Genomic DNA, 24,264 nt, shown 5'->3' on the forward strand with positions numbered 1-24,264 from the left:
GCATCCGGCGCCGCGTGTCGGCGTAGGAAAGTGCCGGTTCATGCGGTCGGGGCAGGAGTCACTACGCTTGAACGCCATGAGTCACGTTCTCGCCGCGGTCGCCTGGCCCTACGCCAACGGCCCGCGCCACATCGGCCACGTCTCCGGCTTCGGAGTCCCTTCCGACGTTTTCAGCCGGTACATGCGGATGGCCGGTCACGACGTGCTCATGGTGTCGGGCACCGACGAACACGGCACGCCGATCCAGGTCCAGGCCGACGCCGAGGGGGTCACCCCGCGGGAGCTGGTCGACCGGTACAACCGGGTGATCGTGGAGGACCTGCACGGGCTGGGCCTGTCCTACGACCTGTTCACCCGCACCACGACCGGCAACCACTACACGGTGGTGCAGGAGATGTTCGAGACCCTGTACCGCAACGGGTACATCGTCGCGAAGACCACGCTCGGCGCGATCTCGCCGTCGACCGGCCGTACCCTGCCCGACCGCTACATCGAGGGCACCTGTCCGATCTGCGGGTACGACAACGCCCGCGGTGACCAGTGCGACAACTGCGGCAACCAGCTCGATCCCGAGCAGCTCGTCAACCCACGAAGCAAGATCAACGGCGAGACGCCGAAGTTCGTGGAGACCGAGCACTTCTTCCTCGACCTGCCCGCGCTGGCCCAGGCGCTGAACAAGTGGCTGGACGGTCGGGAGGGGTGGCGGCCGAACGTCCTGCGCTTCTCCAAGAACCTCGTTGAGGACCTCCAGCCGCGCGCGATCACCCGCGACCTGGAGTGGGGCGTACCGGTGCCGCTGGAGGGCTGGCGTGACCGCTCCGACAAGCGGATCTACGTGTGGTTCGACGCGGTGATCGGTTACCTGTCGGCGTCGATCGAGTGGGCCCGCCGTTCCGGGGACCCGGAGGCCTGGCGCCGGTGGTGGCAGCTCGACGCCGGCGCACGTTCCTCGGGTGGCGAAGCGGCCCGCCAGTACTACTTCATGGGCAAGGACAACATCGTCTTCCACTCGGTGATCTGGCCGGCGATCCTGCTCGGATACGACGGCGAGGGCTCCCGGGACGGTAAGCCCGGCAACCTCGGCCGGCTGGAACTGCCGACCGAGGTCGTCTCCAGTGAGTACCTGACGATGGAGGGTCGCAAGTTCTCCTCCTCGCGCCGCGTGGTGATCTACGTGCGTGACTTCCTGGAGCGCTACGACGCCGACGCGCTGCGGTACTTCATCGCCGTGGCCGGTCCGGAGTCGAACGACACGGACTTCACCTGGGCGGAGTTCCTGCGGCGCAACAACGACGAGCTGGTCGCCGGCTGGGGCAACCTGGTCAACCGGTCGATCTCCATGGCGGCCAAGAACTTCGGAGCCGTCCCGACGCCCGGTCCGCTGACCGAGGCCGACGAGGCGCTACTGGCGACCGTCCGGGCTGGCTTCGAGTCGGTCGGCGGGCTGATCTCCAAGCACCGGCAGAAGGCCGCGATCGGTGAGGCGATGCGCCTGGTCGCCGAGGTCAACAAGTACATGTCGGAGTCGGCGCCCTGGAAGCTCAAGGACGACAAGGACCGGATGGGGACGATCCTCTACGTGACGCTCCAGGCGGTCAGCGATCTCAACACGATGTTGACGCCGTTCCTGCCGCACGCCGCGCAGCGCATCCACGAGCTGCTCGGCGGCACCGGGGTGCACGCGCCGATGCCGTCCATCGTCGAGGTGTCCGACCTCGACGGCGGCCCGGACTACCCGATCCTGACCGGCGACTACTCCGTCGGCGCCCGGTGGGAGTCGGTACCGTTGCCGGCCGGCCGGCAGCTCACGGCCCCGACGCCGGTGTTCCGCAAGCTCGACCCGTCGATCGTCGACGAGGAGCTGGCGCGGCTGGAGTCGTAACTCCGGAGGTTACAGGGGATAGGCGAGGTCGACCTCGCGCGCCTCGACCACCTCGGCGGCCGGCGCCCACGTCTCGTAGACGCCCCGCTCGACGCAGTGCGCGCCGAACCGGTCGACCGTCTCCGCGTCCGGCCGGCACGGCCGTACCCGCAGCCACCCGCCCTCGCTGCGCACAACCGTGCAGAGCGAGTCGCGCCAGCGGGCGTACACGGTGCGCCGGGCGATCGCGTCCACCGGGTACCGGGCCGCGCGCACCTTCGCCGCGAGTCGGAACTCGCCGGGCGGATCGGCGATCGCGTCGTACAGCTCGCCCTTGTAGCGGCCCACGAACCGGGTCGGCGCGGGCGGCACCGGGAAGTACTCCTGGTCGCCGGGGAAGCCGTCGGGGACGTCGGACAGCAGGTGGCGCCATTGTGGGCCCCACATGCGGGTCCAGCACTGCTGCTCGGCGAGGTACGTGTACAGCGTCACCTCGGTGCCGTCGGCGGTGAACGCCAGCAGGGACGCGTTCGCGGTCAGCGGCAGGTCGGTCAGGTCGGTGGTGACGAACTCGGGGACGAGGTGTCGGTCGGCGGAGGCGAATCCGCTGCCGATGACGGGCGGGCCCAGCCGGTCCCGGGGCGGCATCGTGACCAGTCCCGGGTGGGAGTCGACCAGCGGGACCGCGTAGTCGCGGGGATCGACCGCGCGCCAGCGCAGGGCGAAGACCGCGTCGCCGGGTTCGGTGCCGTCGCCGAGCAGCACGCCCAGCTCCGCCGGGGTACGCAGGTGGGCCACGTCGTACTCGCGGTAGCAGAAGCCGCTCGGCAGCCAGCCGTGCAGGTAGCCGAGGACCTGGCGGGCCGACAGCACCTTCATCATCCGGGTGCCGCGCCGGACCGTGGCGCTGAGCCGGATCGCGGCCACGGCCGAGCCGGCGGCGGCCGGCTGCTGGCTGAGCCGGTGCAGGCCGGCCCAGTCCAGTGCGCGGCTGACCGGCATCCGCAGCGGCTGGTCCAGCGGCTCGTCGGAGCTTCCGGAGCCGCTGGTGCCGAGCACGTCGGTGGCGTGCGCGAACCGCCGGTACCGGTGGCGGGCGCCGGGGCGTGGGTTGGGCAGGAAGCCGGGCAGGTCGCGGTCGGCGAACAGCTCGTAGGCGGCGCCCTTGGCTACCTCTTCGGCGGGGAACCACGTGCCCTCGTGGAGCACCCGCAGTGACGTGTCCGCCGATGTCGACGGCTCGCTTGTGCGCCCACTCACTGTCACCCGGCCGACACTAGGAGAGGTCGATGAACGTGATGTGAACTCACGATCGGGTGAACAGACGATGTGCCTTATCTGAAAGTACGAGTTCGGCGTGTGTGATGCTGGCGGCGTGAGTACCCAGACCTCCGGTGCCGGCGCCCCCACGCCGGGTGAGAGCCGCAAGGCGCGTGCGGCCCGCCGGGCCGGCGAGTTCCCGCCGCCGCCCGAGCCGCTGCGCGTACCCGTGATCGACAGCCACACCCACCTCGACATCACCCTCAACGAGGGCGGTACCGACGGTCCGGACAGCGTCGAGGCGGCGATCGCGCTGGCCCGTGCCGCCGGCGTGGACCGGCTGGTGCAGGTCGGGGTGGACGTCGACTCCTCCCGCTGGGGGGTCGAGGTGGCCCGCACGTACCCCGCGGTCGTGGCGACCGTGGCGCTGCACCCCAACGACGCCCCGCGCGTGCCCGACCTGGACGCGGCGCTGCGCGAGATCGAGAGCCTGGCCGCCGACCCGCGGGTACGCGGCATCGGCGAGACCGGCCTGGACACGTTCCGCACCGGTGACGAGGGCCGCGCCGCGCAGGAGGCGAGCTTCCGGGCGCACATCGGCTTCGCCAAGCGGTACGGCAAGCCCCTGGTCATCCACGACCGCGACGCGCACGCCGACGTCCTGCGGGTACTCGACGACGAGGGTGCGCCGGACACGGTGGTGCTGCACTGCTTCTCCGGTGACGCGGAGTTCGCGGCTGAGTGCGTGCGGCGCGGGTACGTGCTGAGCTTCGCCGGTACCGTCACGTTCGGCAGCGCCGGCAACCTGCGCGAGGCGGCCGCCGTGACCCCGGCCGACCAGTTGCTGGTGGAGACCGACGCGCCGTACCTGACGCCCACCCCGTACCGGGGGCGGCCGAACGCCTCGTACCTGATCCCGCTGACGGTGCGGGCCCTCGCGGAGGTCAAGGGCGCCGACCTGGACGAGCTGGCCGCGGCGATCTCGGCGACCGGGGACCGGGTCTTCGGCCCCTGGTGAACCGGCCACCGGGCGACGGGGCACAGCCGTCCTGGCGCGCAAGCGCGCGGCACCGTCCTGAGCGGACCCGGCGGTCCGGGGATACCCACCCGCGCCCGGCTGCGCATACGATCCGGGCGTGGCGGAGAACCTTCCCGAGCGCGCCGACCCCCGACAGTTGCGCGCGTCGGACGCGGATCGCGAACGGGTGGCCGACGTCCTGCGCAGGGCCGCGGCCGAGGGCCGGCTGACCCTCGACGAGCTGGGTGAGCGGCTGGCCGTGGTCTACGCGGCGAAGAGCTACGCCGAGTTGGAACCGGTCACCAGCGACCTGCCGGCGGCGCCGCTGGCCGGCCCGGGCCCCGCGCACGACGTCCGCCCGGTCGACGGTGAGCGGGTGCCGGGTACCGCGGTGGCGATCATGAGCGGGTTCCACCGTGCCGGACGGTGGCCCGTACCGCGCCGGTTCACCAGCCTGGCGTTCTGGGGCGGCGGCAAGATCGACCTGCGGGAGGCGCGGTTCCTCGAGGGTGCGGTGCGGATCCGGGCCTTCGCCGTCATGGGCGGCATCGAGATCGTCGTGCCGGAGGAGGCTGAGGTGCACGTCACCGGCGTCGGCATCATGGGCGGCTTCGAGCACGCGGCGGACGGTCCCGGCGTGCCGGGCGGGCCTCGGGTCACCGTCAGCGGCCTCGCGTTCTGGGGCGGCGTGTCGGTGCGCCGCCGCGCAGGCGACGAGGAGCTGCGCCGGCGGCGGGAGGAGCGCAAGCGCCGGAAGCTGGAGCGCGGGAAAGCCGCCGACTGACGCGCCGGCGGGGAGGCCCCCGTCACGCCGGCGGGGAGGCCGCCCACCGGCGTGACGGGGGGAGCCCGAGCGCGGCGGATCATGGTGGTGGCAAGCTGTCGGGGTGACGTTACTGGGGCCGGCCGAGGTACGTGAGCTGGCGACGCGGCTGGGGGTACGCCCGACCAAGACGCTCGGGCAGAACTTCGTGCACGACCCCAACACGGTCCGGCGCATCGTCCGTGCCGCCGAGCTCGACCCGGCCGACGTCGTGGTCGAGGTCGGCCCCGGCCTCGGCTCCCTCACGCTCGCCCTGCTGCCGCAGGTCGACCGGGTGTACGCGGTGGAGATCGACCCGACCCTCGCGGCCGCGCTGCCGGCGACCGTCGCCGCGCACGACCCCGAGCACGCCGACCGGCTGCGGGTGATCAACCGGGACGCGCTGAAGGTACAGCGGGAGGACTTCGACACCGCGCCGACCGCTCTGGTGGCCAACCTGCCCTACAACGTGGCCGTACCGGTCGTGCTGCACCTGCTCGCGACGCTGCCGAGCCTGCGCCACGGCCTGGTCATGGTGCAGAAGGAGGTCGCCGACCGGCTCACCGCCGGGCCGGGTTCGAAGATCTACGGGATACCGAGCGTGAAGCTGGCCTGGTACGCCGTCGCCCGGCAGGCCGGCCGGGTACCGCCGGGGGTCTTCTGGCCGGTGCCCAACGTCGACTCCGGCCTGGTGGCGTTCACCCGCCGGGACCCGCCCGCCGACATCGGCCGCGATGCGGTCTTCGACGTCGTCGACGCCGCGTTCGCGCAGCGGCGCAAGACCCTGCGCGGGGCGCTCGCCGGCTGGGCCGGGGGCCCGGACGAGGCCGAACGGCTGCTGCGCGCGGCCGGCGTCGACCCGCAGACCCGGGGCGAGGCCCTGCCGGTCGAGCGGTTCGTCGCCATCGCGGCGGCGGCCGGAGGGCGGCCGGCGGGCGGCCGGGCCGGACAAGGTCGCGGCCGCGGGTAAGGTTTGCGGCGTGACAGAACCCCTCGACGAGGAGGAGTACGAGCGGCCCCGGCTGGGCGCGTCCGGGCCGGTGCGCGTCCGCGTGCCCGCGAAGGTCAACCTCCACCTGCACGTCGGGCCGGTCCGCGGCGACGGCTACCACGAGCTGGTCACCGTCTACCACGCGATCTCGCTCTACGACGAGCTGACCGCCCGCCGCGGCGACACCCTCACCCTGACCATGGAGGGCGAGGGCGCCGGCGAGCTTCCCCTCGACGACGACAACCTCGTCCTGCGCGCCGCCCGCGCGCTGGCCCACCACACCCAGCGCCGCCCGTACGCCCGGCTGCACCTGCGCAAGCAGATCCCGGTCGCGGCCGGCCTGGCGGGCGGCAGCGCCGACGCCGCCGCGGCGCTGGTGGCCTGCGACGCGCTGTGGGGCACCAACCTGGGCCGCGACGAGCTGGCCGCGGTGGCCGCCGAGGTCGGCTCGGACGTACCGTTCCTGGTCCTCGGCGGGACGGCGCTGGGCACCGGGCGCGGCGAGCGGGTCAGCCCGGTCCTGGCCAGCGGCCACAGCTGGCACTGGGTCGTGGCGGTCGCCGACGGCGGCCTGTCCACCCCCGCCGTCTACCGGGAACTGGACCACCTGCGCGGCTACGGCGCCGCGCCGCCCTCGGTCGGTGCCCCCGACCGCCTGCTGGCGGCGCTGCGGCAGCGGGATCCGTCGGTGCTCGCCGACGCGCTCGGCAACGACCTCCAGGCCGCGGCGCTGTCGCTGTGGCCGGAGCTGCGCGGCACGCTCGACACCGGGTACGAGGCGGGCGCGCTCGCCGGCCTCGTCTCGGGCTCCGGGCCGACCTGCGTGTTCCTCGCCGCGGACGCCCGCCACGCCGAGTCGCTGGCCAAGGAGCTGGTCGCCAGCGGCGTGTGCCGGTCCGCGCAGCCGGCCCACGGCCCGGTCGCCGGTGCGAGGGTGGTGTAGTGGCCAACATCGTCAACCTGGACCGGGTCAGCAAGGGGTACGCGGCGGGTCAGCTGCTCGACGAGGTCTCCCTCGGCCTGGACGACAACGACCGGGTCGGGGTGGTCGGGCTCAACGGCGCCGGCAAGTCGACCCTGCTCAAGCTGATCACCAAGGCGGTCGAGCCTGACTCCGGCCGGGTCACCCAGCGGCGCGACCTGCGCGTACTGTCGCTGCCGCAGACGCTCGACCTGCCGCCCGGCGCCACCGTCCGCGACGTCGTCCTCGGCACCACGTGGCTGCCCGAGGGCTTCGCCGCCGAGCACGAGTGGGCCGGCGACGCCGGCGTCCGCACCGTGCTCACCGGCCTCGGCATGCCCGATCTCGGCCTGGACGCGCCGGTGGAGCCGATGTCCGGCGGGGAGCGGCGGCGGGTCGCGCTCGCGGCGCTGCTCATCCGCTCCTCCGACCTGCTCATCCTGGACGAGCCGACCAACCACCTGGACATCCCCGGCATCAGTTGGCTCGCCGCGCACCTGCTGCGCCGGCGCGGCGCGCTGATCGTCGTCACCCACGACCGCTGGTTCCTCGATGCCGTCGCGACCGCGACCTGGGAGGTCGGCGACGGCACCGTCCGTTCCTACGAGGGCGGGTACGCGGCCTGGACGCTCGCCCGCGCGGAGCGGGCCCGGGTCGAGGCCGCGGCCGAGGCGAAGCGGCAGAACCTGCTCCGCAAGGAGATCGCCTGGCTGCGCCGGGGCCCGCCGGCGCGGACCAGCAAGCCCCGGTTCCGCATCGACGCGGCCAACGCGCTGATCGCCGACGTGCCGCCGGTACGCGACACGGTGTCGTTGCAGCGCCTGGCCACCGCCCGGCTCGGCAAGCAGGTGTACGAGCTGGACGACGTCTCCGTGACGCTCGGCGGCAAGTCACTGCTCGACCACGTCACCTGGAACATCGGCCCCGGCGACCGCATCGGCATCGTCGGCGCCAACGGCGCGGGCAAGTCGACCCTGCTACGGGTCCTCACCGGCAGCCTGGAGCCCGACTCCGGCCGGATGCGGCGCGGTCAGACGGTACGGCCGGCCTTCCTGTCGCAGGAGTTGCGCGAGCTGCCGCTGCACCTGCGGGTCCTGGAAGCCGTCGAGGAGGTCGCCCGGCGGGTCGTGCTGGGCGATCGTGAGGTGTCGGCCGCCCAGCTCGCCGAGGAGTTCGGCTTCTCCGGCGCCCGGCTGTGGACGCCGGTGGGTGACCTGTCCGGCGGCGAGAAGCGGCGGCTGCAGCTGCTGCGCCTGCTCGCCGCCGAGCCGAACCTGCTGCTGCTCGACGAGCCGACCAACGACCTCGACATCGATACGCTCACCGCGCTGGAGGATCTGCTCGACAGCTGGCCGGGCACGGTCATCGTGGCCAGCCACGACCGGTACCTGGTGGAGCGGGTCTGCGACACGGTGGTCGCGATGTACGGCGACGGCAAGGTCCGTGACCTGCCGGGCGGCATCGACGAGTACCTGGCGACGCTGGGCACGCCGGCCGGTGCCGCGGGCGGCCGGCCGGCTGCTGCGGCGTCGCGACAGCCGGCCGGGGCTCATGCCGGCGCGCCGGCTGCGGCCGGCATGAGCGCGGGGGAGCTGCGCGCCGCCAAGAAGGAGCTGACCCGGCTGGAACGGCTGATGAGCCGGCTGGAGCAGCGTGAGGCGACCCTGCACGAGCAGCTGGCCGTCCACGCCACCGACTACGAGAAGGTCGCCGCGCTCGACGCGGAACTGCGGTCGGTACGCGAGGAGCGCTCGGCCACCGAGGAGGCCTGGCTGGAGCTGGCGGAGCGGGTACCCGAGGTATAGACCGCCGTCCCGTGGGGAAGAATGCACCCCATGGCGCATATTCCGATCAACCACCCGCTGCGGCCGCTCTACCGGGCGCTGTCCGGCCTTATCGGGCTGTACGTGCTGCTCTTCGGCATCATCGGTTTCATCAGCACCCACAACCTGGACTTCTTCGCCCGTCACGGCGAGTGGGTGCTGGGGTTGCTGACCAACCCGGCGTTCTCGGTGCTGTCGATCATCACCGGTGCGATCGTGCTGGCCGGTGCGGTGATCGGGCGCAATGTGTTCGTCGCTCTCAACCTGGCCGGCGGCGCGATCTTCCTGATCGCCGGCATGGCGATGATGGCGCTGCTGCGGACCGACGCGAACTTCCTCTCCTTCTCCATGGTCAACTGCGTCATGTCGTTCATCTTCGGCATGGTGTTCTTCGCCGCCGGCCTCTACGGCAAGGTGGGTCCGACCGAGGCCGCGGACGCCGAGCACAGCTTCCGGACCGGTCAGCCCGCGCACTGACCGACGCGCGGTTCACCGACGCCGGGCGCCGCAACCACACCGTACGGGGTGGCTAGCGACGCCTGGCGTTGGTGATCAGCGACGGCTTGGCCTCGAGGTGGGACAGCCCGTTCCAGGCGAGGTTGACCAGGTGCGCCGCGACCGTGTCCTTGCGTGGCTTGCGTACGTCGAGCCACCAGCGCCCGGTGAGGGCCACCATGCCGACGAGGGCCTGCGAGTACAGTTCCGCCAGCTTCGGGTCGTACCCCCGGGCCTTGAACTCGGCGCCGAGGATGTGCTCGACCTGGTGTGCGACGTCGTTGAGGACGCTGACGAAGTTGCCCGTGGTCGACATCACCGGAGACTCCCGCGCCAGGACCTGGAAGCCGTCGGTGTCGTTCTCGATGTAGTCCAGCAGTGCGAGCGCCGCCTGTTCGAGCAGCTCACGTGGGTGGCCGGCGGTCAGTGCGGTGGTGATGCGCTCCAGCAGTGCCCGGACCTCCCGGTCGACGACGACCGCGTACAGACCCTCCTTGCCGCCGAAGTGCTCGTACACGACGGGCTTGGAGACCTTGGCCCGGGCCGCCACCTCCTCGATGGAGGTCGCGTCGAAACCGCGCTCGGCGAACAGTTTCCGACCGATCACGATCAACTGCTCCCGGCGCTGCGCGGACGACATCCGTACCCGTGACGTGGACTTCGGCGGGGTAACAGCGTCACCGCCGCGCGGCGTCGCGGGCCGCGCGGCGGTCGCGCGTGGTTCGTCGTTATTCGCTTTGTCTGTCACTAGCTCATCGTGCCAGCGCGGTCCAGCCTTTTGGCGTCCAACCGGTCAGGACGGGGCCAGCGCACGTTCGTGGCCCAGCCGAGCTTCTCGAAAATCCAGATCAGGCGGGCGTTCATGTCGATCTGGCCCCGGTCGACGCCGTGCCGCGCGCAGGTCGGGTCGGCGTGGTGGAGGTTGTGCCAGCTCTCGCCGAACGACAGGATCGCCAGCGGCCAGAAGTTGCTGGCCTTGTCGCCGTCGCGGGTCTCGAAGGGGCGCTCGCCGTACACGTGGCAGATCGAGTTGATCGACCAGGTGACGTGGTGCAGGAGCGCGATGCGGACCAGGCCGGCCCAGAAGATGCCGGACAGCGCGCCCTGCCACGACCAGGTGACCAGGCCGCCGATCACGCCGGGCAGCAGGACCGAGGTGGCCACCAGCGCCGGGAAGGCACGGTCGATGCGCCGGACGTCGCGGTCGGCGAGCAGGTCCGGGGCGAAGCGCTCCCGGTTGGAGAGCTCGCGGTGGAACAGCCAGCCGACGTGCGCGTACAGCAGGCCCTTGGTCAGGCCCCAGACGCTCTCGCCGTAGCGCCACGGCGAGTGCGGGTCGCCCTCCCGGTCGGAGAACGCGTGGTGGCGCCGGTGGTCGGCGACCCACTGGGTGGGGTTGCCCTCGATGGCGAGAGAGCCGGCGATCGTCAGCGCGATGCGCAGCGGGCGGTTGGCCTTGAACGAGCCGTGCGTCAGGTACCGATGGAAGCCGGTGCCGATCCCCATGCCACTGATCACGTACAGCACCACGAACATCGTGACGTCCAGCCACGACAGACCCCAGCCCCAGGCGACGGGCGCCGCGGCGACGACCGCGGCGAACGGTAGGACCACGAAGGCCCAGAGCGCGATCAGAATGCCGACGCTCTGCTTGCCCTCGGTCAGGGGCTTGGGGCCGTCGGAGGTCGGGGACGTGCTGGGGGATTTGTCGAGTACCGGGGCGGACATGGCACCTCGCAGGGTCGGGGACGGTGGAGTCCTACGCTTACGTCACCGTAACCTACGGTTGCGTAGAATGCAGCGGGTGGGACGGTGGAAGTCTTGTGCCATCTCGACGCTGGTCGACGTTTCCGCTGGTCACACGGGCGTTGTGCGGGACAGTTCCATCAATGGGGTGACACTTTCGTCGGGGTGACGGCGTCACCGGCCCGCCGCGGCGGCGACCAGGTCGCTCCGGATCTGCTCCAGCACGTCGCCCAGGGCGCCGAACCCGGGATCGAGGTGGGCGGTGCGCGGGGCGATCTCCTGGAGCATCGCGGCGGCGGCGACGGCCAGGCGGAAGGCGTCCTCCGTACGGTCGTCCGCGAGCAGGCCCTCGATCTTCTCCGACAGGTCGGCGAGCGTCTCGGCGCTGGTGTCGGGTAGCAGGTAACCACCGAGGCCCGGCGGGTACGGCACCCTCCGCCGCAACTCGCCCAGCGCGCTGACCACGGCCGCCTCGTCGGTGACCTGGTCGAGCAGGCCGATCAGGACGTACAGCCGTGCCACCAGCCGGGGCGGGCCGGGCTGGCGCTCCAGCCACGCCAGCAGCTCCCGCTCGCCCCCGAGGTGCTGGATGATCCGCTGCATCGCGGCCATGATCTCGTTCGGGGCGGTCCAGTGCAGCGGTAGGAGCTGGGCGACCTGGTCGGCCAGCTGGACCTCGCCGATGGCGTCCACCCGGCCGTCGGTGAAGGCGTCGACCAGTTCCTGGTCGAGTACGAACTCGGCTACCGGCTGCTCTTCCTCGGTAGGCACGAGCGTGTGACTGCCCAGCGCTGCTGCCGGGAAACGGTTCGCCGGCCGTAAACGGGCCGCGTCGACGCCCGGGAGCCCGTCAGCGGGTCGCGGGTCGGTGCGGGGTGGCGCTCGTCGGTGAACCGGCCGTCAGAGGGCCATGTCGACGCTGAACGCCGAGACGGTCGCGGTCTCCCCGTCGGTCTGCAGGCTCACCGTCAGGTCGCCGGTACGTCCGGTGATCCTGACCGTGGTGGCCGTGACGCCGTCACCGGCCGCCACCTCCGCCCGCCGGCACCCGCCCGCCCAGGCCGCCGCCAGCCGCATCATCCGGGTGAGCCGCTCCCGGTCGAGCGACGGCGCGGTCGTCACGGACGCCGGGAAGGCCGGCGCGGGGTCGCCGAGCGCGGCGATCACCTCGTCCACGATCGCGCGCAGCCGTTCGCCGGGGCGCCGGGCGACGGTCAGGTCGAGGGTCTGTACCCGAGGCGGCTTCTCCGGTGTCAGCCGGATCCCGACCCGTACCCGCCCGTGCGGCCCGCGCAACCACCACGCGCAGTGGGCCGGCGAGTCGTGCACCGGTTCGCGGTCCGCCTCCGGCTGGAGCGGCCCGAGCTGCTCGCGGATGCGTTCGATCTCGGCGCGGCGCCGGGGGAGCGGTTCGTCGAGGTCGACGTTGCCGGCGAACCAGCGGGCGGCGGCCGTGTCGTCCCAGCCGGTCGTCAACAGGCTCGTCACGTCGGCGCGCGCCGCCAGCGTCGCCGACCATGCCGGCCGGCCGTGGGGCGCGGGGCCACGGGCGGCCGTGCGGTCCGGTGCCGCGTCGAGGAGGGCGGCGAGCATGTCGGTGGCGAGGGTACGGGCGGCGGCGTACGTGCTGTTGGCCAGGACCACGACCCCGACGCCCCGCTGCGGGTGCCAGCGCATGTGGCTGCCGAAGCCCGGGTAGCCGCCGCTGTGGAAGACCACCCGGCCGTGCCGGGCGTCGTCGTCGACGAACAGCCCGTACCCGTAGGCGCGCGAGGACAGCCTCGTCACGTCGTCGAACGGCCACCGGTCCGACAGCGCCGCGGACGAGATGCCGTGGTGCGGCTGCTGCAGCTCGCGCCGGCTGGCGCGGCGCAGCGGGTGCGCGTCGTCGTTGTCGTCCCGGGCCGGGAAGGCGTCGATCATGCCGGCGACCCAGCGGGCGAGGTCGCGGACGGTACTGAAGAGGCCGCCCATCGGCGCGAACGCCCCGTACGGGTCGAACGGCACCTCCGCCCAGTGGTCGTCGACGCGGCGGTACCCGCGTGCCACCTCGTGCTCCGGTAGGCCCGCCGGGTCGAACGCGGTACGGGCCAGCCCGAGCGGAGTGAGCAGGTGGTCGGTCACGAAGTCCCGGTACGGCATCCCGGCCGCGGCCGACGCGACCAGGCCGAGCAGTGCGTAACCGAGGTTGGAGTACTCGAACCGGGTGCCGGGTGCCCAGGCGAAGCTCAGGCCGCCCCGCAGCAGGTCGGCGAAGGCCGGCAGCGGGAGGCCCTGCTGCCGGTCGCCCCACGGGTCGTCGGTGGGCAGGCCACCGGCCATCGTCAGCAGATGCCGCACGGTCAGCGCCGGCGAGTCGGCGGTCGGCCCCTTCAGCCCCGCCAGTTCCGGGACGTAGGTCTCCACGAGGTCGTCCAGGCGCAGCGCGCCCCGGTCGCGCAGCAGCAGGACGGCCGAGGAGGTGAAGCTCTTGGTCATCGACGCGATCCGGAACACGGTGTCGGCGTCGGGCGCGGGACCGCCGAGTCGCCGCTCGCCGATGCCGTCGGCGTGGACCAGTTCGCCGCCCGCGACGATGCCGTACGCGATGCCGGGCTGCCCACCCGCGTGCTGGAACGTCTCGGCGAGGGCGGCGGCGGCACCGACCGCCGCGGAGAGGTCGCCGGGGAGCGGCGGGTACGGGTCGACAGCCATTTACCTACCTCCGTGGTTCAGGACGAACCTACCCGGCGGATACGCCGACGGGCCGGGAGCGCGCCGGCGTACCGGCGACGTTCTCCCAGCCCGTCGGGTGGCTGACCGCGCGGCGCGGCGGGGCGCCGCGCGGAGCATGCGGAGGTCGGGTCAGGCGACCTTGATCGCCGAGACCTCGAACTCCAGGGTGATCTTCTCGCTGACCAGCACGCCGCCGGTCTCCAGCGCGGCGTTCCAGGTGATACCGAAGTCCTTGCGGTTGATCACGGTCGAGCCCTCGAAGCCGATCCGCAGGTTGCCGAACGGGTCCTTCGCGGCGCCCTCGTAGGAGAAGTCGATGGTGACCGACTTGGTGACGCCCTTGATGGTGAGGTCGCCGGTCACCCGGAAGGTGGTCTCGTCGAGCTGCTGGACGGCGGTGGAGACGAAGGTGATCTCCGGGTACGTCTCCGGGTCGAGGAAGTCGTTGGTGCGCAGGTGGCCGTCGCGCTGCTCGTTGCGGGTGTCGATGCTCGCGGCCTTGATGGTCACCGAGGCGCTCGACTTGCTCGGGTCCGCACCGTCGACGTTGGCGGTGCCCTCGAACTCGTTGAACGCGCCCCGGACCTTGGTCACCATCGCGTGGCGGGCGACGAAGCCGATACGGGTGTGCGTGGCGTCGAGGGTGTACTGGCCGGTCAGGGCGGTGAGGTCGGGAGCGGTGGTGGTCATCAGGTTCTCCTCGTGAAGCTTGGTGAGCTAGGGGCTCGGCAAGTGCATGATGCGTCATGCGCTTGGTTACAACGTACATGATGCGTCATGTATTCCGCTAGAGTGGGTGACATGACAAGTCCCCGCTGGCTCGACGAGCAGGAGCAGCGCGCCTGGCGCGGCTACGTGCGCATGCAGGGCCGGCTCAACGCCCGGCTCAACCGGCAGCTCCAGACCGACTCGGAGCTGTCCCTGGCCGACTTCGAGGTGCTGGTCCATCTCACCGACGTGCCCGACGGGCGGCTGCGGGTCGCGGAACTGGCCCGGACGATGGAGTGGGAGCAGAGTCGGCTGTCCCACCACCTCGCCCGGATGCACAAGCGCGGGCTGGTGGAGCGGGAAGGCTGCCCCGACGATCGCCGGGGCGCGTTCATCGTGCTCACCCCGGCCGGGCGGCGCGCCATCGAGCAGGCCGCGCCGCGGCACGTCGAGACCGTACGCAGGCTTTTCCTCGACCGGCTCACCCGCGACCAGGTCCGTGCCCTCGCCGAGATCTCCGACGCCGTGCTCGGTGCGCTCGACGAGGACGGCGGCGTCACCTGCTCCCAGGGTCCTTCGTAGCTCCCGGAGTGCCGGGCACCCGTGCTGGCGCCCGGCCCTCCAGGATTGCGTGGGTCGGTGGCCGGAGCGAACCGGCAACCGGCGCGATGGTGTCGCGCCGGCCGACCTCGCGGCTACTGCCCAGGTAGCGGGTCAGCGGTGCCGGGCCGGCGCCGGGTCAGCGGCGGGGGCTGTGGCGCGCGCTGCTCCGGCAGGGACACCGGCGGCTCCTGCTCCCGGGTCGGCGCGGTCTCCGGCTGCGCGGCGGTCACCGGTGGTTCCTGAGGCTTCGGGCGCGGTTCCTCGGCTGTGGGCTGTCCGGGTTGGGGGCTGGTGTAGACCGCGGCGGGGAACCGGTGGGTCGCCGCGTCCGGTGGAGGCGACAGGACAATCCCCGTCAACGGCTCGATCGTGCCGCGGGAGTCGGTCCCGTCGTCCAGGACCGCACCGTCCGCCGCCTCCGCCGCCTTCGCTCGCCGGGCCCGCCAGGCGATCGCGCCGAACGTCGCCGCGCCGGCCAGGAACAGCACCGTACCGGCGGCCACCAGCCAACCCGTCGCGGACGACCCGCCGTCGCCCGCCGCCCGGTCACCGGTCGCGACCGCCGGAGGGCCGACCGCGTCGGCCTCCGGCAGAGCCCCGGCCTCGTCGCTGTCCTGCGGTACGGCCGCCTCGGCTGTGGCGCTGGGTGACCGGCCGGGCGTCGCCGTACCGCTCGGTGCGGGTACGGCGGCGGCCGACGGCGGGCGGGCGCCGGGCGCCGCCGTACCCGCGGCGGTGGGTGTCGCGGCGGGGACCGGGGTGACCGTGTACGCCGCCAACGCCACCTGGTTGCCGCCGGTACCGTTGCGCGCGCCCGCGCTGATGACGTGGGTGCTGGCCTTCGGGTACGCGCCGGGCGGCGGTGCCCGGTGCAGCGTCGCGACGCACGCGTCGCCGGCCGGCACCGGTGTCGCCCGGTCGAGTTCGGCCCCGTCCCAATGGAAGACGACGGCCGGCCCGCACGGCTGGTTGTTCTGCCGGGGGAACCGGTACACCGCGGTGAACGGGGCGTCCGGGGCGCCCTTGGTCGGGTTGACCGTCAACTGTGCCCCGGCCGCGTAGACCGGCCGGGCGTCGATACCGATGCCGGCCGCGACGGCCAGGCTGGCCATCAGGAGGGCCGGGCCGGCTACCAGCAGGCGATGAGTACGCACCGGGTGATAATGCCGTACACATCGTCGGATGGCGATTCCCCCTGGTGACGGGATTCCAGGCCGGTGCTGTCGGGTCGGATTCGTGTCACGGGAGCCGGTCGGGTGCGGCTCTCCGGAATGCGTCGCGGCGTTCGTTCGGTGTCGCGGCGGTCCGACGAGATCCTCCGTCGACCGGTTGTCGCGTGCGTTCTCGATCGCCGGTTCGGTAGTCTTCAGAGCCGTAGGGGAAACACGATCGGCCGTAGTGTAATTGGCAGCACCTCACACTTTGGATGTGATTGTCCAGGTTCGAACCCTGGCGGCCGAGCTGGACTTTAAGTTCGTTTTTGCGGGCGTGAGCGCCTCCGCCACGAACCGCATCTGCGCCGGCGCGACGTGCCCCCAGAACCGGCCGTCGTGACAACCGTTCGACAGGTGCACCACGGACGGGTCGGGCAGGACGCCGCGGTCGACGAGTACCGCACCGCCGAGGCCGGCCAGCCCGAGCCCGGCGAGCCCACCGCCGATCAGCAGTCCACGCCTGGTCACCGCCACTCCGCGCACGCTAGGCGGAGCGGTCAAGGTGGCGGCCACGCCGTCGGGCGGTGCGGTGCGGTGCGGTCACGTGAGCCGGGTGGTGTGGTCGGCCGATGACCCCGCGAGGGGCCGGAGGGTAGCTGACTACGATGACGGTTGTCCGACCACCGACCCCCATCGAGGGAGCAGCACGTGCACCCTGAGCAGGCAGAATCAGCCCCGTCTCGGACCTTGATCGTTCTTGCCGCCGGTGAGGGTAAGCGGATGAAGTCCGCGCTGCCCAAGGTCCTGCACCCGCTGCTCGGGCGCACGGTGCTCGGCCACGTGCTGGAGGCGGCGCGGGAGGGGCTCGGCGACAGCCGGGTACTCGTGGTCGTCGGCCACGGTGCCGACCAGGTGCGCGGCCACCTGGCGGAGATCGCCCCGCAGGCCGGCACGGTGCTGCAGGCCGAGCAGCGGGGGACCGGTCACGCGGTCCGCATGGTCATGGAGGCGGTCGGCGACCTCACCGGCAGCGTCGTGGTCGTCAACGGCGACTTCCCGCTGGTGCGGCCGGTGACACTCGGCGGTCTGGTCGAGGTGCACGAGACCGCGGGTGCCGCGGCCACGATCCTGACCGCGCAGGTGCCCGACCCGGCCGGCATGGGCCGCATCCTGCGCAGCCCGGTCGGCACGGTCGAGCGGATCGTGGAGGAGCGGGACGCCAGCGCCGAGCAGCGCGCGATCCGGGAGATCAACGCCGGGGCGTACGTGTTCGACGCGGCGGTGCTGCGCCAGATGCTGGCCAAGCTGGACACCGACAACGACCAGGGTGAGGAGTACCTGACCGACGTGGTCGGGCTGCTGGTCGCTGCCGGCTACCCGGTGCTGGCCCACCAGGCCGAGGACGCGACCGAGGTGTTCGGCTGCAACGACCGGGCGGAGCTGGCGGTGCTCCGGGCCATCCTGCGCGACCGGGTCAACCTCGGCTGGATGCGGGCCGGGGTCAGCATCATCGACCCGGCGACGACCTGGATCGACGTGACCGTGACGCTGGGCCGCGACGCGGTCGTCGAGCCGAACACGCACCTGCGCGGTACGACCACCGTGGGCGAGGGCGCGGTCGTGGGGCCGGACACGACGGTCGTCGACAGCGTGGTCGCCGAGGGCGCGGTCGTCGTGCGGGCGCACGTCCTGGAGGCCGAGATCGGGCCACGGGCCCAGGTCGGCCCGTACGCGTACCTGCGGCCGGGCTCGAAGCTGGCGACGAAGGCCAAGGTCGGCACGTTCGTGGAGACGAAGAAGGCCGAGATCGGCGAGGGCGCCAAGGTCCCGCACCTGTCGTACGTGGGTGACGCCACCATCGGTGAGCACACCAACATCGGTGCGGCGACGGTCTTCGTCAACTACGACGGCGTCAACAAGCACCGCACGACGATCGGCAGCCACGCCCGTACCGGCGCGGACAACATGTTCGTCGCACCCGTTACTGTGGGTGATGGTGCCTACACGGCCGCGGGCAGCATCATCACCCAGGACGTCCCGCCGGGCGCGCTCGGTGTGGGCCGGGCGCCGCAGCGCAACGTCGAGGGCTGGGTGCCGCGCAAGCGTCCCGGCACCGCGGCGGCGCAGGCGGCCGAGGCGGCGCAGGAGGGTGCCGGAGACGGGGCTGGACCAGCGGATTCGTAGCTGGGCGCCGGGAGTGGGACCGTTGACAGTGAGGTAAGTCATCCGGTTACCACGTCCTCCGTGGTCGGCCCGCGGTCTGACGAACAATGGCCGCGACACCGACCCGCCCGACGAGACGGAAGCAGACAGCTGATGGGCAGCATTGTCGCTGATAACCGTAAATCTCTCATGCTCTTCTCCGGCCGCGGCTACCCGGCACTGGCCGAGGAGGTCGGATCGGTGCTCGGGGTGGCACCGACGCCGATGGATGCCTATGACTTCGCCAACGGAGAGATCTTCGTCCGGTACCGGGAGTCGGTGCGCGGCAGCGACGCGTTCGTCGTCCAGTCGATCGTGCAGCCGGTCAACAAGTGGCTCGTGGAATCGTTGATCATGGTGGATGCGCTGAAGCGGGGCTCCGCCAAGCGCATCACCGTGGTGCTGCCGTTCTACCCGTACGCACGGCAGGACAAGAAGCACCGCGGCCGGGAGCCGATCTCGGCCCGGTTGGTCGCCGACATGTTCAAGACGGCCGGGGCGGACCGGATCCTGACGGTCGACCTGCACACCGCGCAGATCCAGGGCTTCTTCGACGGTCCGGTCGACCACCTGTTCGCGATGGACATCCTGGCCGACTACGTGGAGAACAAGTACGCCGGGCGGCCGATGACCGTGGTCGCCCCGGACTCGGGTCGGGTCCGGGTGGCCGAGCGCTGGACCGACCGCCTGGGCGGCTGCCCGCTGGCCTTCATTCACAAGACGCGCGACCCGCTCAAGCCCAACCAGGTGGTCGCCAACCGCGTGGTGGGCGAGGTCGAGGGCCGGATCTGCCTGATCGTCGACGATATGATCGACACCGGCGGCACCATCACGAAGGCCGCCGAGATCCTGGTCGACGAGGGGGCGGCGGACGTCATCGTGGCGGCGACCCACCCGATCCTGTCCGACCCGGCGGTCGAGCGACTGGGCAACAGCAAGATCAGTGAGCTGGTGGTCACGAACACCCTGCCACTGGCCGAGGACAAGCAGCTCGACAAGATCACGCAGTTGTCGATCGCACCGCTGATCGCACGCGCCATCCGCGAGGTCTTCGACGACGGCTCCGTGACCACCCTCTTCGGCGGCCTCTCCTGAGCCGCCGGTAGCGCGCCGGTCCTGAACCTTGAGCGGCGCGCGCCGGTCCTGAACCTTGAGCGGCGCGCGCCGGTCCGTCGCCCGGCCTGCCGGTCCTGACCTGTGGGCCGGGCGCCTTTCCCTGGCCGGTCCCTGACCGGGCGCTCGGGGTTCTCCGGCCGGGCGCCCCCGGCGAGATCGTCGTTGTGACTCGGGTAAGCTGTTGCGGTTGCCACGGCGAGGGTGCCCTGCGGGCCGTGCGCGTTGACCGCGCGCGATGACCGAGCGGGCACCGTGATCGACGCGGTGCTCCGGGTCCCCGTGCCCCGCGCACCCTTGCCCGAGCACCGCAGCCGCCCGCAGTACAGATCACTACAGGAGTACTTCCGTGTCCGAGGTCAAGATCAGCGCAGAGCCCCGCACCGAGTTCGGCAAGGGTGGTGCCCGTCGGACCCGTCGGGCCGGCAAGGTGCCCGCCGTGCTGTACGGCCACGGCGAGAAGCCCCGTCACATCGCGCTGCCCGCGCGTGAGTTCGCCGCGGCGATCCGCCACGGCGGCGCCAACCAGCTCTTCCACATCGAGATCGCCGACGGTGGCAGCACCCTGGCCCTGCCGAAGTCGATCCAGCGCGACCCGATCAAGGACACGTACGAGCACGTGGACCTGCTGATCGTGCGGCGTGGCGAGAAGGTCACGGTCGACGTCCCGGTCCAGCTGACCGGTGAGGCGGCCGCCAGCACCCTGATCGTGCACGAGAACGACACGCTGAGCATCCTCGCCGACGCGACCCGGCTGCCCGATCACCTCGAGGTCTCGATCGCCGGCCTGGAGGCCGGCAGCCACGTCACCGCCGCCGACGTGGCCCTGCCCGCGGGCGCCGAGCTGGCCGCCGACCCGGAGCTGATCGTGGTCGTCGTGACCGCCGCGCCGACCGCCGAGCAGCTCGGCGCCGAGGCCGGCGAGGCTGCCCCCGCCGAGGCTCCGGCCGAGGAGACCGCCGAGGCCTGACGGTCGGCCGACCTACGTCTGCGCGCCGATCCCGGATCAGTACACGGCTGTACCCGTGTGCCGATCCGGGATCGGCGTAACCGTTTGGAGCGTGATGGCTGAGTCTGCTTCCCCGTGGCTGGTGGTCGGGCTGGGCAACCCCGGGCCGCAGTACGCCGGCAACCGGCACAACGCCGGGTTCTTCGTCGCCGACCTGCTGGCCGAGCGCATCGGCGCGCGGTTCTCCCGCAACCGCCGGGTCGTCGCCGAGACCGCCGAGGGGCGGCTGGGGGTCGGGGTGGACGCGCCCCGGCTCGTCCTGGTCAAGCCGTTGACCTACATGAACCTGTCCGGGGGGCCGGTCGCCGGGCTCGCCCAGTTCTACAAGGTGCCGGTCGACCGGATCGTGGCCGTCCACGACGAGCTCGACATCCCGTACGGCCAGCTGCGCCTGAAGATCGGCGGAGGTGAGGGCGGCCACAACGGACTGCGCTCGATGTCGCGTTCGCTCGGCAGCAAGGAGTACATCCGGGTGCGGTTCGGCATCGGGCGCCCGCCCGGCCGGCAGGATCCGGCCGACTACGTACTGTCGGACTTCTCCTCGGTCGAGCGCAAGGAGCTGGACTACTTCGTCGACCGCGCGGCGGACGCCGTCGAGGCGGTCACGGTGCGGGGCCTGGAGGCCGCGCAGAACACCTACCACGCCGGCTGACGCGCACGACCGTTCGGGGTGCGCCACGGCCGGCCGGTGACGAGGATGGTTGTCCTGTGGTGCGGCCACCTGCCCGCTGGACCTACCGAGAGGACGCCATGATGCAGAGCCTCAGTACCCGCGCCCTGCGTGACTGCGCGCCGGCGGCTGACGCCACGTTCGCCCGGTCACTGGCGGTTCTGGCCGGTGAGCTGCTGCTCGACCTGCGCGCCGAGTTGGGGTACGGCGATCCGGCCGCGCTGCGCGCCGCCGGTGACGCGCGCTCGCACGAGTTGATCGTGGCCGAACTGGCGCGCTGCCGGCCCGCCGACGCCGTGCTGTCGGAAGAGGGGAAGGACGACCCGGCCCGGCTCGACGCCGACCGGGTGTGGATCGTCGATCCGCTCGACGGCACCCGCGAGTTCGGTGAGGAGGGGCGTACCGACTGGGCCGTGCACATCGGCCTGTGGCAGCGCACCGGGCCGGACACGGGCAGGCTCGCCGCCGGTGCGGTCGCCCTGCCGGCCCAGCACCGGGTCCTCGCGACCGGGGCGGCGCCGCCGTACCCGCCGCTGTCGCACCAGGCCGCCTCCGGTGGCCGGCTGCGCCTGGCGGCCAGCCGCAGCCGGCCACCGGAGTTCCTCGCCGGGCTCGCCGAGGAGTTGGGCGCCGAGCTGGTACCGATGGGGTCGGCCGGGGCGAAGATCGCAGCGGTGATCGACGGGGAGGTCGACGGGTACGTGCACGCCGGTGGCCAGTACGAGTGGGACTCGGCCGCCCCGGTCGCTGTGGCGCTGGCCACCGGGCTGCACGCATCTCGACTGGATGGGTCGGGATTGGAATACAATCGTCGGAACCCCCTGCTGCCTGATCTTGTGGTGTGTCGCAAGGATCTGGCGCCACGGCTGCTCGCCGCACTGGAGCGGCGCACCGGCTGAGGCCATACCCAATGAAGGGTCTCAATGCGATGACGGCTGCTTACCGGGTCTCGCACCTGGATGCGCTCGAGGCCGAGAGTATCTTCGTCATGCGCGAGGTCGTCGCCGAGTTCGAGCGCCCGGTCCTCCTGTTCTCCGGGGGCAAGGACTCGATCGTCATGCTGCGGCTGGCCGAGAAGGCGTTCGCGCCGGCGCGGATCCCGTTCCCGGTCATGCACGTCGACACCGGGCACAACTTCCCGGAGGTGCTCGCCTTCCGGGACGCCCGGGTGGCGGAGCTGGGCGTCCAGTTGATCGTCGCCAGCGTGCCGGAGGCGATCGCGTCCGGGCTGGTGCGCGAGCCGGGTGACGGGATGCGCAACCGGATCCAGACCCCGGTGCTGCTCGACGCGGTGGAGAAGTACCGCTTCGACGCGCTGTTCGGCGGCGCCCGCCGCGACGAGGAGAAGGCGCGCGCCAAGGAGCGGGTGTTCAGCTTCCGCGACGAGTTCGGCCAGTGGGACCCGCGCAACCAGCGGCCGGAGCTGTGGTCGCTGTACAACGCGCGCATCCACCCCGGCGAGTCGATCCGGGTGTTCCCGCTGTCCAACTGGACCGAGCTGGACATCTGGCACTACATCGCGCGGGAGCGGATCGGGCTGCCGGAGATCTACTTCGCGCACGACCGGGAGGTCGTCGACCGCGGCGGCATGCTGTACGCGATCAACGAGTTCCTGCCGTTGAAGGACGGGGAGGAACCGTTCGTCGCGCGGGTGCGCTACCGCACCGTCGGCGACGCCTCCTGCACCGCGGCGGTCAAGTCCGACGCCGACACCATCGACAAGGTGATCGACGAGGTCGCCGCCACCCGGATCACCGAGCGGGGCGCCACCCGCGGCGACGACAAGGTCAGTGAGGCGGCCATGGAAGACCGCAAGCGTGAGGGGTACTTCTAGATGACCATCTCCCCGGAGGCCCCGTCGCGGGCCATGGACCTCCTGCGCTTCGCCACCGCCGGCAGCGTCGACGACGGCAAGTCCACCCTGATCGGGCGGCTGCTGTACGACTCGAAGGCGATCTTCGAAGACCAGTTGGAGGCGGTCGAGGCGACGTCGCGTTCGCGCGGCGACGAGTACACCAACCTGGCGCTGCTCACCGACGGCCTGCGCGCCGAGCGTGAGCAGGGCATCACGATCGACGTGGCGTACCGGTACTTCGCCACCCCGCGGCGCAAGTTCATCATCGCCGACACCCCCGGGCACATCCAGTACACCCGGAACATGGTCACCGGCGCCTCCACCGCCGACCTGGCGCTGATCCTGGTCGACGCGCGCAAGGGGCTGCTGGAGCAGTCGCGCCGGCACGCCTTCCTGTGCTCTCTGCTGCGCGTGCCGCACCTGGTGCTGTGCGTCAACAAGATGGACCTCGTCGACTACTCGCAGGAGGTCTTCGAGGAAATAGCCGACGAGTTCACGGCGTTCGCGGCCAAACTGGAGGCGCCCGACCTCACGGTCGTGCCGATCTCCGCGCTGCGCGGCGACAACATCGTCAGCCGCTCGGAGAACATGCCCTGGTACGAGGGCCCGTCGCTGCTGCACCACCTTGAGCACGTACACATCGCCAGCGACCGCAACCTGGTCGACGTCCGGTTCCCGGTGCAGTACGTGATCCGCCCGCAGTCGACCGTGGTGGCGGACTACCGGGGGTACGCCGGCCAGGTCGCCAGCGGCGTGCTCAAGCCCGGTGACGAGGTGATGGTGCTGCCCAGCGGCTTCACCAGCACGATCACGTCGATCGAGACCGCCGACGGCCCGGTCACCGAGGCGTTCCCGCCGATGTCGGTGACCATCCGGCTGGCCGACGAGATCGACATCGCCCGCGGCGACATGATCTGCCGGCCGCACAACCAGCCGGCCGTCGCGCAGGACATCGAGGCGATGGTCTGCTGGATGGACGAGTCCCGCCCGCTGACCGTCGGCGGCAAGTACGCCATCAAGCACACCACCCGGTCGGCGCGGGCGATCGTGCGCGGCATCCAGTACCGCCTGGACGTCAACACGCTGCACCGCGACGAGTGCGCCGACGGGCTGGCGCTCAACGAGATCGGCCGGGTGAAACTGCGCACCACGGTGCCGCTGCTGGCCGACGAGTACCGGCGCAACCGCACCACGGGCGGGTTCATCGTCATCGACGAGACGACCAACCGTACGGTCGGCGCCGGCATGATCATCGAGGCTGACTGAGCCCCTACCGAC

General features: G+C 71.9%; 22 protein-coding genes and 1 tRNA gene. 16 read left to right on the forward strand and 7 right to left on the reverse strand.

Features of this window, described 5'->3' with window-relative positions; genetic code table 11:
- The first annotated feature begins 76 nt into the window (after positions 1–76).
- Entirely contained in the window at positions 77–1,882 is a 1,806-nt protein-coding gene (metG, locus tag ACNTMW_RS15585; protein ID WP_426634283.1) for a methionine--tRNA ligase, read from the forward strand.
- A gap of 9 nt (positions 1,883–1,891) precedes the next feature.
- On the opposite strand, the gene ACNTMW_RS15590 is transcribed toward metG, so the two are convergent.
- Positions 1,892–3,121 carry a hypothetical protein gene (locus ACNTMW_RS15590; protein ID WP_426634284.1) on the reverse strand — a complete coding sequence of 410 codons (1,230 nt, stop codon included), beginning with the start codon at positions 3,119–3,121 and terminating at the stop codon, positions 1,892–1,894.
- A 115-nt stretch (positions 3,122–3,236) separates the two neighbouring features.
- Here ACNTMW_RS15590 and ACNTMW_RS15595 point away from each other — a divergent pair, with 115 nt between their 5' ends.
- From ACNTMW_RS15595 to ACNTMW_RS15620, 6 genes are all read left to right on the forward strand, one after another.
- Complete coding sequence (locus tag ACNTMW_RS15595) at positions 3,237–4,139, forward strand: TatD family hydrolase (RefSeq protein ID WP_426634285.1); 903 nt, start codon at positions 3,237–3,239, stop codon at positions 4,137–4,139.
- Positions 4,140–4,257: 118 nt separating this feature from the next.
- On the forward strand, positions 4,258–4,923 hold the full coding sequence (locus tag ACNTMW_RS15600; RefSeq protein ID WP_426634286.1) for a DUF1707 SHOCT-like domain-containing protein: 666 nt from the start codon (positions 4,258–4,260) through the stop codon (positions 4,921–4,923).
- A gap of 103 nt (positions 4,924–5,026) precedes the next feature.
- Positions 5,027–5,911: a 16S rRNA (adenine(1518)-N(6)/adenine(1519)-N(6))-dimethyltransferase RsmA gene (rsmA, locus tag ACNTMW_RS15605; protein ID WP_426634288.1), complete on the forward strand. Its 885-nt coding sequence runs from the start codon at positions 5,027–5,029 to the stop codon at positions 5,909–5,911.
- A gap of 10 nt (positions 5,912–5,921) precedes the next feature.
- A complete protein-coding gene (locus ACNTMW_RS15610) occupies positions 5,922–6,875 on the forward strand; it encodes a 4-(cytidine 5'-diphospho)-2-C-methyl-D-erythritol kinase (RefSeq protein ID WP_426634289.1) in 954 nt (317 codons plus the stop codon).
- Positions 6,875–8,698, forward strand: coding sequence for an ABC-F family ATP-binding cassette domain-containing protein (locus ACNTMW_RS15615; protein WP_426634290.1), 1,824 nt, complete (start codon positions 6,875–6,877; stop codon positions 8,696–8,698). Before ACNTMW_RS15610 ends, ACNTMW_RS15615 begins: the two co-directional genes overlap by 1 nt.
- Positions 8,699–8,719: 21 nt before the next feature.
- Positions 8,720–9,193: a DUF4383 domain-containing protein gene (locus tag ACNTMW_RS15620; RefSeq protein WP_426634291.1), complete on the forward strand. Its 474-nt coding sequence runs from the start codon at positions 8,720–8,722 to the stop codon at positions 9,191–9,193.
- Positions 9,194–9,245: 52 nt separating this feature from the next.
- Here ACNTMW_RS15620 and ACNTMW_RS15625 read toward each other — a convergent pair whose 3' ends face one another.
- The 5 genes from ACNTMW_RS15625 to ACNTMW_RS15645 form a co-directional block, all read right to left on the reverse strand.
- Positions 9,246–9,851: a TetR family transcriptional regulator gene (locus ACNTMW_RS15625; RefSeq protein ID WP_426634453.1), complete on the reverse strand. Its 606-nt coding sequence runs from the start codon at positions 9,849–9,851 to the stop codon at positions 9,246–9,248.
- Positions 9,852–9,958: 107 nt separating this feature from the next.
- Complete coding sequence (locus ACNTMW_RS15630) at positions 9,959–10,939, reverse strand: acyl-CoA desaturase (protein WP_426634292.1); 981 nt, start codon at positions 10,937–10,939, stop codon at positions 9,959–9,961.
- A gap of 192 nt (positions 10,940–11,131) precedes the next feature.
- Positions 11,132–11,728 carry a hypothetical protein gene (locus ACNTMW_RS15635; protein ID WP_426634293.1) on the reverse strand — a complete coding sequence of 199 codons (597 nt, stop codon included), beginning with the start codon at positions 11,726–11,728 and terminating at the stop codon, positions 11,132–11,134.
- A gap of 129 nt (positions 11,729–11,857) precedes the next feature.
- On the reverse strand, positions 11,858–13,651 hold the full coding sequence (locus tag ACNTMW_RS15640) for a serine hydrolase domain-containing protein (protein ID WP_426634294.1): 1,794 nt from the start codon (positions 13,649–13,651) through the stop codon (positions 11,858–11,860).
- Between the two features lie 150 nt (positions 13,652–13,801).
- Positions 13,802–14,362 carry a YceI family protein gene (locus ACNTMW_RS15645; RefSeq protein WP_426634296.1) on the reverse strand — a complete coding sequence of 187 codons (561 nt, stop codon included), beginning with the start codon at positions 14,360–14,362 and terminating at the stop codon, positions 13,802–13,804.
- 111 nt (positions 14,363–14,473) lie between these two features.
- Here ACNTMW_RS15645 and ACNTMW_RS15650 point away from each other — a divergent pair, with 111 nt between their 5' ends.
- Positions 14,474–14,962 (forward strand): MarR family winged helix-turn-helix transcriptional regulator, encoded by a 489-nt coding sequence (locus ACNTMW_RS15650; protein ID WP_426634297.1) that lies wholly within the window; start codon positions 14,474–14,476, stop codon positions 14,960–14,962.
- 113 nt (positions 14,963–15,075) lie between these two features.
- Here ACNTMW_RS15650 and ACNTMW_RS15655 read toward each other — a convergent pair whose 3' ends face one another.
- The gene (locus ACNTMW_RS15655) at positions 15,076–16,137 is read right to left on the reverse strand and encodes a hypothetical protein (protein WP_426634299.1); all 1,062 of its coding nucleotides are present in this window, start codon (positions 16,135–16,137) and stop codon (positions 15,076–15,078) included.
- A gap of 235 nt (positions 16,138–16,372) precedes the next feature.
- Between ACNTMW_RS15655 and ACNTMW_RS15660 the strand changes: the two genes are divergently transcribed.
- The 8 genes from ACNTMW_RS15660 (at position 16,373) to cysN (ending at position 24,252) form a co-directional block, all read left to right on the forward strand.
- Positions 16,373–16,444 (forward strand) — tRNA-Gln (locus ACNTMW_RS15660).
- A 401-nt stretch (positions 16,445–16,845) separates the two neighbouring features.
- The gene (glmU, locus tag ACNTMW_RS15665; RefSeq protein ID WP_426634300.1) at positions 16,846–18,321 is read left to right on the forward strand and encodes a bifunctional UDP-N-acetylglucosamine diphosphorylase/glucosamine-1-phosphate N-acetyltransferase GlmU; all 1,476 of its coding nucleotides are present in this window, start codon (positions 16,846–16,848) and stop codon (positions 18,319–18,321) included.
- Between the two features lie 132 nt (positions 18,322–18,453).
- The gene (locus ACNTMW_RS15670; RefSeq protein WP_426634301.1) at positions 18,454–19,434 is read left to right on the forward strand and encodes a ribose-phosphate diphosphokinase; all 981 of its coding nucleotides are present in this window, start codon (positions 18,454–18,456) and stop codon (positions 19,432–19,434) included.
- Positions 19,435–19,801: 367 nt separating this feature from the next.
- Complete coding sequence (locus ACNTMW_RS15675) at positions 19,802–20,422, forward strand: 50S ribosomal protein L25/general stress protein Ctc (RefSeq protein WP_426634302.1); 621 nt, start codon at positions 19,802–19,804, stop codon at positions 20,420–20,422.
- Between the two features lie 94 nt (positions 20,423–20,516).
- Positions 20,517–21,113, forward strand: a complete 597-nt coding sequence (pth, locus tag ACNTMW_RS15680) for an aminoacyl-tRNA hydrolase (protein WP_426634303.1) — start codon at positions 20,517–20,519, stop codon at positions 21,111–21,113.
- Positions 21,114–21,214: 101 nt separating this feature from the next.
- Entirely contained in the window at positions 21,215–22,030 is an 816-nt protein-coding gene (locus ACNTMW_RS15685) for a 3'(2'),5'-bisphosphate nucleotidase CysQ (RefSeq protein ID WP_426634454.1), read from the forward strand.
- A gap of 29 nt (positions 22,031–22,059) precedes the next feature.
- Positions 22,060–22,965: a sulfate adenylyltransferase subunit CysD gene (gene cysD, locus ACNTMW_RS15690; RefSeq protein ID WP_426634305.1), complete on the forward strand. Its 906-nt coding sequence runs from the start codon at positions 22,060–22,062 to the stop codon at positions 22,963–22,965.
- The gene (gene cysN, locus ACNTMW_RS15695) at positions 22,966–24,252 is read left to right on the forward strand and encodes a sulfate adenylyltransferase subunit CysN (RefSeq protein ID WP_426634306.1); all 1,287 of its coding nucleotides are present in this window, start codon (positions 22,966–22,968) and stop codon (positions 24,250–24,252) included.
- Positions 24,253–24,264 lie beyond the last annotated feature (12 nt).

It is taken from the genome of Planosporangium spinosum, from assembly GCF_049999945.1.
Classification (GTDB): Bacteria; Actinomycetota; Actinomycetes; order Mycobacteriales; family Micromonosporaceae; genus Planosporangium; species Planosporangium spinosum.